This window comes from Cellulomonas sp. P4_B5_2 (assembly GCF_056402235.1).
In genome coordinates this window covers 1-7,067 of sequence record NZ_JBFUHU010000197.1, presented here as the reverse complement: position 1 = coordinate 7,067, position 7,067 = coordinate 1, and the positions used below count along the sequence as shown (strand labels likewise).

The 7,067-nt window shown below is 76.1% G+C and carries 6 protein-coding genes and 1 pseudogene; 2 read left to right on the top strand and 5 right to left on the bottom strand.

Annotation, left to right across the window (positions count from 1 at the left end; genetic code table 11):
• From AC1DUQ_RS14455 to AC1DUQ_RS14445, 3 genes are all read right to left on the bottom strand, one after another.
• The coding region (locus tag AC1DUQ_RS14455; RefSeq protein ID WP_477074021.1) for a sacsin N-terminal ATP-binding-like domain-containing protein at window positions 1-1,657 on the bottom strand (1,657 nt) is incomplete at its 3' end.
• A complete protein-coding gene (locus tag AC1DUQ_RS14450; protein WP_477060022.1) occupies window positions 1,654-2,676 on the bottom strand; it encodes a DUF3027 domain-containing protein in 1,023 nt (340 codons plus the stop codon). The genes AC1DUQ_RS14450 and AC1DUQ_RS14455, both read right to left, overlap by 4 nt.
• 2 nt (window positions 2,677-2,678) lie before the next feature.
• Window positions 2,679-3,062, bottom strand: a complete 384-nt coding sequence (locus AC1DUQ_RS14445; protein ID WP_056085661.1) for a cold-shock protein — start codon at window positions 3,060-3,062, stop codon at window positions 2,679-2,681.
• Window positions 3,063-3,180: 118 nt separating this feature from the next.
• On the opposite strand from AC1DUQ_RS14445, the gene AC1DUQ_RS14440 reads away from it, so the two are divergent.
• Entirely contained in the window at window positions 3,181-3,534 is a 354-nt protein-coding gene (locus tag AC1DUQ_RS14440) for a TraR/DksA family transcriptional regulator (RefSeq protein ID WP_477060021.1), read from the top strand.
• Between the two features lie 30 nt (window positions 3,535-3,564).
• Here AC1DUQ_RS14440 and AC1DUQ_RS14435 read toward each other — a convergent pair whose 3' ends face one another.
• Both AC1DUQ_RS14435 and AC1DUQ_RS14430 read right to left on the bottom strand, forming a co-directional pair.
• On the bottom strand, window positions 3,565-4,386 hold the full coding sequence (locus AC1DUQ_RS14435) for a HEAT repeat domain-containing protein (protein ID WP_477074020.1): 822 nt from the start codon (window positions 4,384-4,386) through the stop codon (window positions 3,565-3,567).
• A gap of 75 nt (window positions 4,387-4,461) precedes the next feature.
• Window positions 4,462-5,682 carry a M20 metallopeptidase family protein gene (locus AC1DUQ_RS14430; protein WP_477060019.1) on the bottom strand — a complete coding sequence of 407 codons (1,221 nt, stop codon included), beginning with the start codon at window positions 5,680-5,682 and terminating at the stop codon, window positions 4,462-4,464.
• A 142-nt stretch (window positions 5,683-5,824) separates the two neighbouring features.
• Here AC1DUQ_RS14430 and AC1DUQ_RS14425 point away from each other — a divergent pair.
• Window positions 5,825-7,067 (top strand): annotated as a pseudogene (locus tag AC1DUQ_RS14425) (helicase-associated domain-containing protein); the annotation flags it as partial.

Sequence of the window (7,067 nt, the reverse complement as noted above, 5' to 3'; positions counted from 1 at the left end):
AGGTCGAAGATGCGCCGACTTGACGCCACGCAGCTTTCCGCCCGGGCGGCGGGTGCGAGGCCGCGGCGTCGACCACGCGCAGGCCCCAGCGCCCCAGCGTGCGCAGCGCGTCGGTGCCCACCGCGTCGACCTCCGCCGGGTCGAGCAGGGTCAGGCCGCGCGCGCCCCGCACCACGCGACCGTCGGCGAGGGGCACCGGCAGCGCCCCGAGGGCCTCCCGGGCGCGGGCGTCGTCCGCCAGCGGGTCCAGTGCCCCGTACAGCTCGGCCCACGTGCCGTCGTCGACCGCGGGCAGCTCCTCCACCACGTCGGCGAGGTTGCGCTCCTCCACACCGAGCGCCCGCGCCTGACCCTCCCGACCGACCGGCACGACGACCAGCCCGGCGACCCTCCGCCCCAGCGCCGCCATGGCACGCGGGTGGTTGCTGGCGCCGTCGGCGAGCATCACGGCGCGGTCGGGGGCGACGAGCGGGTGGGGGCTGTCGTCGACCGACCCCGCGGCGCGGCGCAGCAGGGGCGTCCGCGCGAGCCGCTCGACGACCAGGTCCCGCAGCGTTCCGTCGAGGGCGCCCTCCGCCAGCCCGGTCGGCACCAGGGCCAGCGGGTCGTGGTCGGCCTCGGCCCGCTCGTGCGCCAGCCGCGCGTACGCGGTCGCGGCGTGCTCGAGCACCGTGTCCGCCAGCCGGCCGGGCGCCACGTGCCGCCGCGTGGGGTCCAGCGGGAGGGTGGCGACGAGCAGCGCGGGGATGCTGCACGGCTCGTCGGTGGGTGTGGGGGCGTGCACGACGGCCGGCCAGCTCACACCCTTCACGCGCGGCACCGCCCACGTGACCCGCCACGTGCGCGCGCTGCGCTCCTCGACCGGGCGGTCGGCGACGACCTCGAGGGGCAGGTCCCCCTCGGCCGCCACGACCACCCAGCGGTCCTCGACGTCCGCGAACCGGCGCGAGGGGGCGTCCGAGGTGTGGTCCTCGACCACGATCTCCACCAGTCCCGGCAGGGCCAGGAGCAGCGGGTCGCCGACCTCGCGCAGCAGCGCGCGGACCTCGTCGGCCGCGACCTCGTCCCGCAGCTGCAGGACCACCGCGGTGTCGTACCCCGCGGGTGGGCGTCCGTCCGCGGGGAGCGGGAGGCGCAGGGCCGGGAGCGAGCCGTCGCGCCGGCGGACCTCCTCGGCGAGCGCCGGGACGTCCGCGGAGGCCTCGCTCAGCAGCTCCGCGGTGTCGCGGGCGGAGAACCGCACGCCGCCCGTCGTCGACAGCAGGGAGACCTCGTCGGCCACCGCACGGACGGCCGCGAAGCCGACGCCGTACCGGCCCACCATGCCCTCGTGGCTGTCGCGCTTCGACGACGCCCGCATGGACGACAGCGACGCCACACCGTCGGCGTCGAGCGGGCTGCCCGTGTTGGCGGCGACCAGCGCGGTGGTGCCGTCGTCCGCGTGCGCGAGACGCAGGAGCAGCCGGCCGGGGACGTCCGCGCGGGTGGCGGCGTCGGCCGCGTTCTGCGCCAGCTCGACCAGGACCCGGTCGCGGTAGTAGCCGCGGGCGTGGTCCTCCTCGGTGTTGGCGTCCTCGCGCAGTCGAGCCGGCGAGGCGCGCCACGCCCCCAGGACGGCCGCGCGGAGGGCAGCCGTCCCGAAGGCGTCGGTGGTCACGGCTCCGGGTCGGGGCGTGCGGCGGGCTGGTCCGCGGCGGCCGCGTCGGGGTCGACGGCCGCGTCGGGCTCGGGGGCGGTGTCGGGCTCGTCGGCCGGCTCCGCGACTTCGGCTTCGGTGGCGTCCACCGCGTCGACCGCGTCGACCTCGACAGGGGCGTCGACGGTGTCGTCATCGACCGTTGCCTCGACGGCGTCGTCGGCGACCGGGGCGTCGATCGTCTCCTCGGGCGCCGACGCCTGCGGGGCGGCCTGTGCGGCGGAGGACTGCGCGAGGTTGACCAGCTCCAGGCTGAGCTCGTCGATCAGCGGGTCGGCGGCGGGCCAGTCGGTMGGCGGGGCCTCGGAGTCGGTCTCGGAGTGCGCACCGCAGCCGTGGTCGACGCTCACCACGGTGCCGTCGTCGGGCGACCACTGGTTGGCGCACACACCGAACACGGTGCCGAGCGAGCCCTGGATCGGGACCAGGAACCCGCAGCTGCCGCACGCCGCGGCGGACGCCAGCGAGCCGGCACTCGTCGGACCGTGCGGGCCGCGGTACCAGCGCTCGGCGGCCTCGTCGCGACCCTGCGGCGAGAGCACCCGCACGCGGGCGAGCGCGAGCTCGTCGATCGCCACGTCGTCGAGCTCGGGGTCCCCGGTCGGGGTCCAGCCGGGCTCGAGGCGCGGGTCGTCGGCCTTGAAGGGCAGCACGTCGCCGGGTCCGATGTCGCCCGGGCGGATGCGCTCGGACCACGGCAGCCAGGCCTGGCCGAGCACGGCGTCGGGACCGGGCAGCAGCTCGGCCTCGCAGACCGTGGCCGTGCGACCGCGCGGCACGCGGGCGACCGTGACGGTCCACTCCCAGCCGCGGTAGCCACGGGCGGCGGAGGCGAACCGGTGCGACACCAGCCGCTCCCCCTCGATGACGAGGCCGAGGTACTCGCCGACGTCGGAGGGGTCCTCCGCGAGGCCGATCGCGACCTCGCGCGCCAGGTCGACGGCGGATCCGAGGACCGCGTCCTTGGTAGCTGCAGCCATGCTCAGGCCTCGATGTCGTCCGCGACGGCGCGCAGGAGCGAGGCGTACTGCTCCCCCCGCGCCTTCTCGGGGTAGCGGCCACGACGCAGGTCGTTGCCGACTCGGTCGAGGACCTTGATGAGGTCCTCGATGATGACGGCCATGTCGTCTGCGGGCTTGCGCGCCGCCTTGGCGACAGAGGGCACCGGGTCCAGCAGCTTGACGGACAGGGCCTGCGGGCCGCGGCGGCCGTCGGCGACGCCGAAGTCGACCTTCGCGCCGGGCTTCGGAGCCGTGACGCCCTCGGGCAGCGCGGAGGCGTGCAGGAAGACCTCGCCGCCGTCGTCGCTGGCGATGAACCCGAAGCCGCGCTCGGTGTCGAACCACTTGACCTTGCCGGTTGGCACGGTGAACCCCGTTCATGAGAAGAAGACGTACTGGCCACAAGGTTACCGGCCACGGCACCCGAAAATCCCCGTGCGCCGGTCGCGGAAGCCTGACCGGCCGCGCCGCGTTGCGGTGAGGATGACCCCGACCTCCCCGCGCGACCGGCTCGACGGGCTGCGCGCCGCGACCGTCGAGCGCCTCGCCGCGCTCGAGGGCGAGCACCGCGCGGTCGTCGACGCCTCACGCGACAGCAACGCGGACGACGAGCACGACCCGGAGGGCGCGACGATCGCGTTCGAGCGGGCCCAGGTCGACGCCCTCGCGCGCGACGCCGTCGAACGGCTCACCTCGATCGACGCGGCGCTCGCGCGGCTCGACGACGGGACGTACGGCATCTGCACGGTGTGCGGGGAGCCGATTGCACCGGCCCGGCTCGAGGCACGACCCACCGCGACGACGTGCGTGGGCTGCGCCGGTGCCGCCCCGCGCTGATCTGGCTGCGAAGGTCCGGCTGACCCGGTCTCAGTCGATGTCGAGGAGCTCGGCGTCGAGCAGCCCTGCGTCGACCGCGAGCGCCGCGCTGGTGCGGAGCTCGGCGAGCGCCAGCTCGTCGCCCTCGAGCCGGGATCGGACCGCGTCGTAGATCTCGCGCGCTCGGTGGGGTGCGATGTCGAGCATCTGCGTCATGCACCGCCACCACACCAGCTGCGCGTCGCCGTGGAACCCGTGGGCCCGGAGCCGCAGCAGCGCAGCGACCCCGTCGAGGACGTCCTCGCCGGGGCCGGTCGGGTCGGTGAGGCGGCGCGCGCAGTCCGCCACGCTCGCACCCGCCTGGTCGTCCCACCGCGACTGGTGGCGCAGGGTCAGGGCGTGCAGCGTCGGGTCGCCCAGGGCACCCGCGGCGACCATCGCGAGTCGGTGGACGGACCCGTCGGCGCGGCTGAGCCCGGCCCGCACGTACGGCACCGCCCGCTCGTCCCGCCGGAGCGCCAGCCCCACGAGCGCCTGGTGACGCGTGGCGACGTCGATGTCGTCGAGCCGGTCGGCGAGCGCGTCGCGCAGCTCGGGTGTGTCGACCTGCTGCCACTGCTGGCCGAGCGCGAAGCACGCCCAGTCCCGCACGTCGGGGTCGAGGTCCGCGGTCAGCCCGATCGCCGTCGCGAGCAGCTCGGCGCCCGGTTCGTCCTCGGTGAGGTAGGGCAGCTGGGCCGCCACCGCCTTGCGGACGGCCGCGCTGTCGTGACCGACGAGCGCGACGACCACTCCCGCGTCCGGCGGGCCCGCTGCYCCGATGGCGTCGCACAGATCGGCCGCGTCGACGACGGTGACGATCCTGAGTGCCATGGCGAGAGTCTGGGGGACAGAAGGTCCGTGCGTGTCCCCTTTCGCCGCCCTACCGGGTGAGCCTGATCGACTCCGCTACGCGCCCGCCGCCAGCCGGTCCATCGCGAGCGCCGCCAGCACGGCCGGGCCGACCGCCAGCGACTCCTCGGCGAACCGTGCGTGCGCGGAGTGGTTGTACGCCGCCGTCGCCGGGTCCTCGCCGACGGGTGTGGCACCGAGCGCGAGGTACGCACCCGGCACCTGCTGCAGCACGTAGGAGAAGTCCTCCGCGCCGGAGAGCGGCTGCGGCATCGTCAGGTACGCCTGCTCGCCGAAGAGTCCGCGGACCACGCCCGCGGCCCGGTCGACCTCGACGGGCGTGTTCGAGGTGACGGGGTATCCGCGCTGGTAGTCGACGGTGGCGGTCAGCCCGTGCGCCGCGGCGATCCCCTCCACCACCCGCGTCAGCCGCTCGGGCACCGCCCCGTGCGTGGTCTCGGAGAAGGTGCGGACCGTCGCCTCGAGTACCGCGGTCGACGGGATCACGTTGTCGGTGGTGCCGGCCGCGATCCTGCCCACCGTGACGACGACGGGGTCGAACACGTTGAACTGCCGGGTGACCATGGCCTGGAGCGCCAGGACGATCTCGGCCGCGACCGGCACGGGGTCGGCCGCGAGGTGCGGCATCGACCCGTGACCGCCCCGCCCGTGGACGGTGACGTGCACGGTGTCGGCGGCGGCCAGCGCGGTGCCGTACCTCGACGCGACCAGGCCGCTGGGCAGCACGGACGACAGGACGTGCAGGCCGTACGCGGCGACGACCCGTGACCCCGCCGCGTCCAGCACGCCCTCGTCGATCATCAGCCGCGCACCGTGGTCTCCCTCCTCGCCGGGCTGGAACATGAGGACGACGTCGCCGGCGATCTCGTCGCGACGGGAGGCCAGCAACCGCGCCGCACCGACGAGCCCCGCCACGTGCAGGTCGTGGCCGCACGCGTGCATGACCCCGTCGCGCTCGGAGGCGAACGGCTCACCCGAGGCCTCGGTGACCGGCAGCGCGTCCATGTCCCCGCGCAGCAGGACGGCGGGGCCGGGCCGCCCGCCGCGCAGGACCGCGACGACGGACCTGAGGCCGGCGCCGGTGCTCACCTCCAGCCCGAGCGGGGCGATCGCGTCCAGGACGAGCTGCTGGGTCACCGGGAGGTCGAGGCCGATCTCGGGGCTGCGGTGCAGGGCGCGCCGCAGCTCGACGAGCGACGGGAGCTGCGCCTCGGCGTCGGACCGGAGGCCGGCCAGCAGGTCGGAGGAGAGGGGCACGGGTGGACCTCCACGGGTGGGCTGCGAGGTGCGGGCCGTCCGAGAGTGCCAGACCCGGTCGGTCTCCCGAGCGGCACCGCGCCCGTTACCCACCAGTAGCCGAGGCCTCCGTACCCCACGCACGGCACGTAAGGTTGTGCGGATGCCCACCTTCACCGGTTATCTGCGGGAACGCAGCGACGACGAGCTCGTCGCGCTCCTGCGCAGCCGACCGGACCTGGCGTCGCCGTCGCCCGCGACCCTGTCGTCGTTGGCGGTCCGCGCCACCAGCCGGTCGAGCCTCGAGCGCGCGCTCGCCGCGGTCGACGCCAGCGTGCTGCAGGTCCTGGAAGCGGTCGTCGCCCTGTCCGAGCCCGGTCCCGTCACCGCGGCCGACCTGCCCCGCGCGATCGGCGCGACCGACGACGCGGGTGTCGCGCTGGTGGAGCGCGCCCTCCGCCTGGCGATCGTCAGCACCCTGGTCTACCCGGACTCCGAAGCCGCTGACGCCCTGCTGCCCTCCCCCGGGCTCGCCGAGATCCTCGGCCCGTACCCGGCCGGGCTCGCGCCGACGGACGCGGGGAGCCGGCGCGGGACACCCCCGGAGCCCGTCGGCCTCAACGACCTGCCGACGCTCCTCGACACCGCCCCCGCGGGCGCCCGCCCCGTGCTCGACGCCCTCCTCTGGGGCCCGCCGGTGGGGCTCGCGCCCTCGAACAGCACCGCGGCCGCCGCCGCCGTCGACTGGCTCGTCCGCCGCCACCTGCTCCTGGCCGGCGACTCCCGGCACGTCGTCATGCCCCGCGCAGTCGCGCTCGCCCTGCGCGGCGGCCGCACCCACGCCGCGCCCGTGTTCCCCCCGCCGCTGCCCGGCGACGTCCCGCACCGCAGCCACGCCCTGGTCGCGGCCGAGTCCGCGGCGGCCGGGGAGAAGATCGTGCTCCTGGTGGCCCGCCTGGTCCGGCTCTGGGAGCACACGCCCCCCGGGGTGCTGCGCGGCGGTGGCCTGGGCGTCCGCGAGCTCCGGCGGGTCGCGATGGCCCTCGAGACCGACGAGACCGAGGCCGCCTTCGTCATCGAGCTCGCCGGGGCCGCGGCCTTCATCGCCGACGACGGCGAGGACAACCCGTCGTTCGCCCCGACCGTGGCGGTCGACGAGTGGGCCGTCCGCGACGTCCCCGACCGCTGGGCCGCGCTGGCGCGCACGTGGCGGGCGACGCTGCGCACCCCGTGGCTCGTCGGCGGGCGAGACGAGCGCGGCGGCGTCCGTGCGGCGCTCGACCCCGAGCTCCAGCGCACCTGGGCCCCACGGCTGCGCCGGTCGGTGCTCGACGTCCTCGCCGAGACCCCGCCCGGCACCGCCCTCGACGCCGCGCACGTGGTCGCCGTCCTGCGCTGGCGGACCC

Excerpts from the sequence above, each read along its gene's own strand:
- AC1DUQ_RS14440 (WP_477060021.1), top strand. The coding sequence starts at position 3,181 with ATGACCCCGACCTCCCCGCGCGACCGGCTCGACGGGCTGCGCGCCGCG.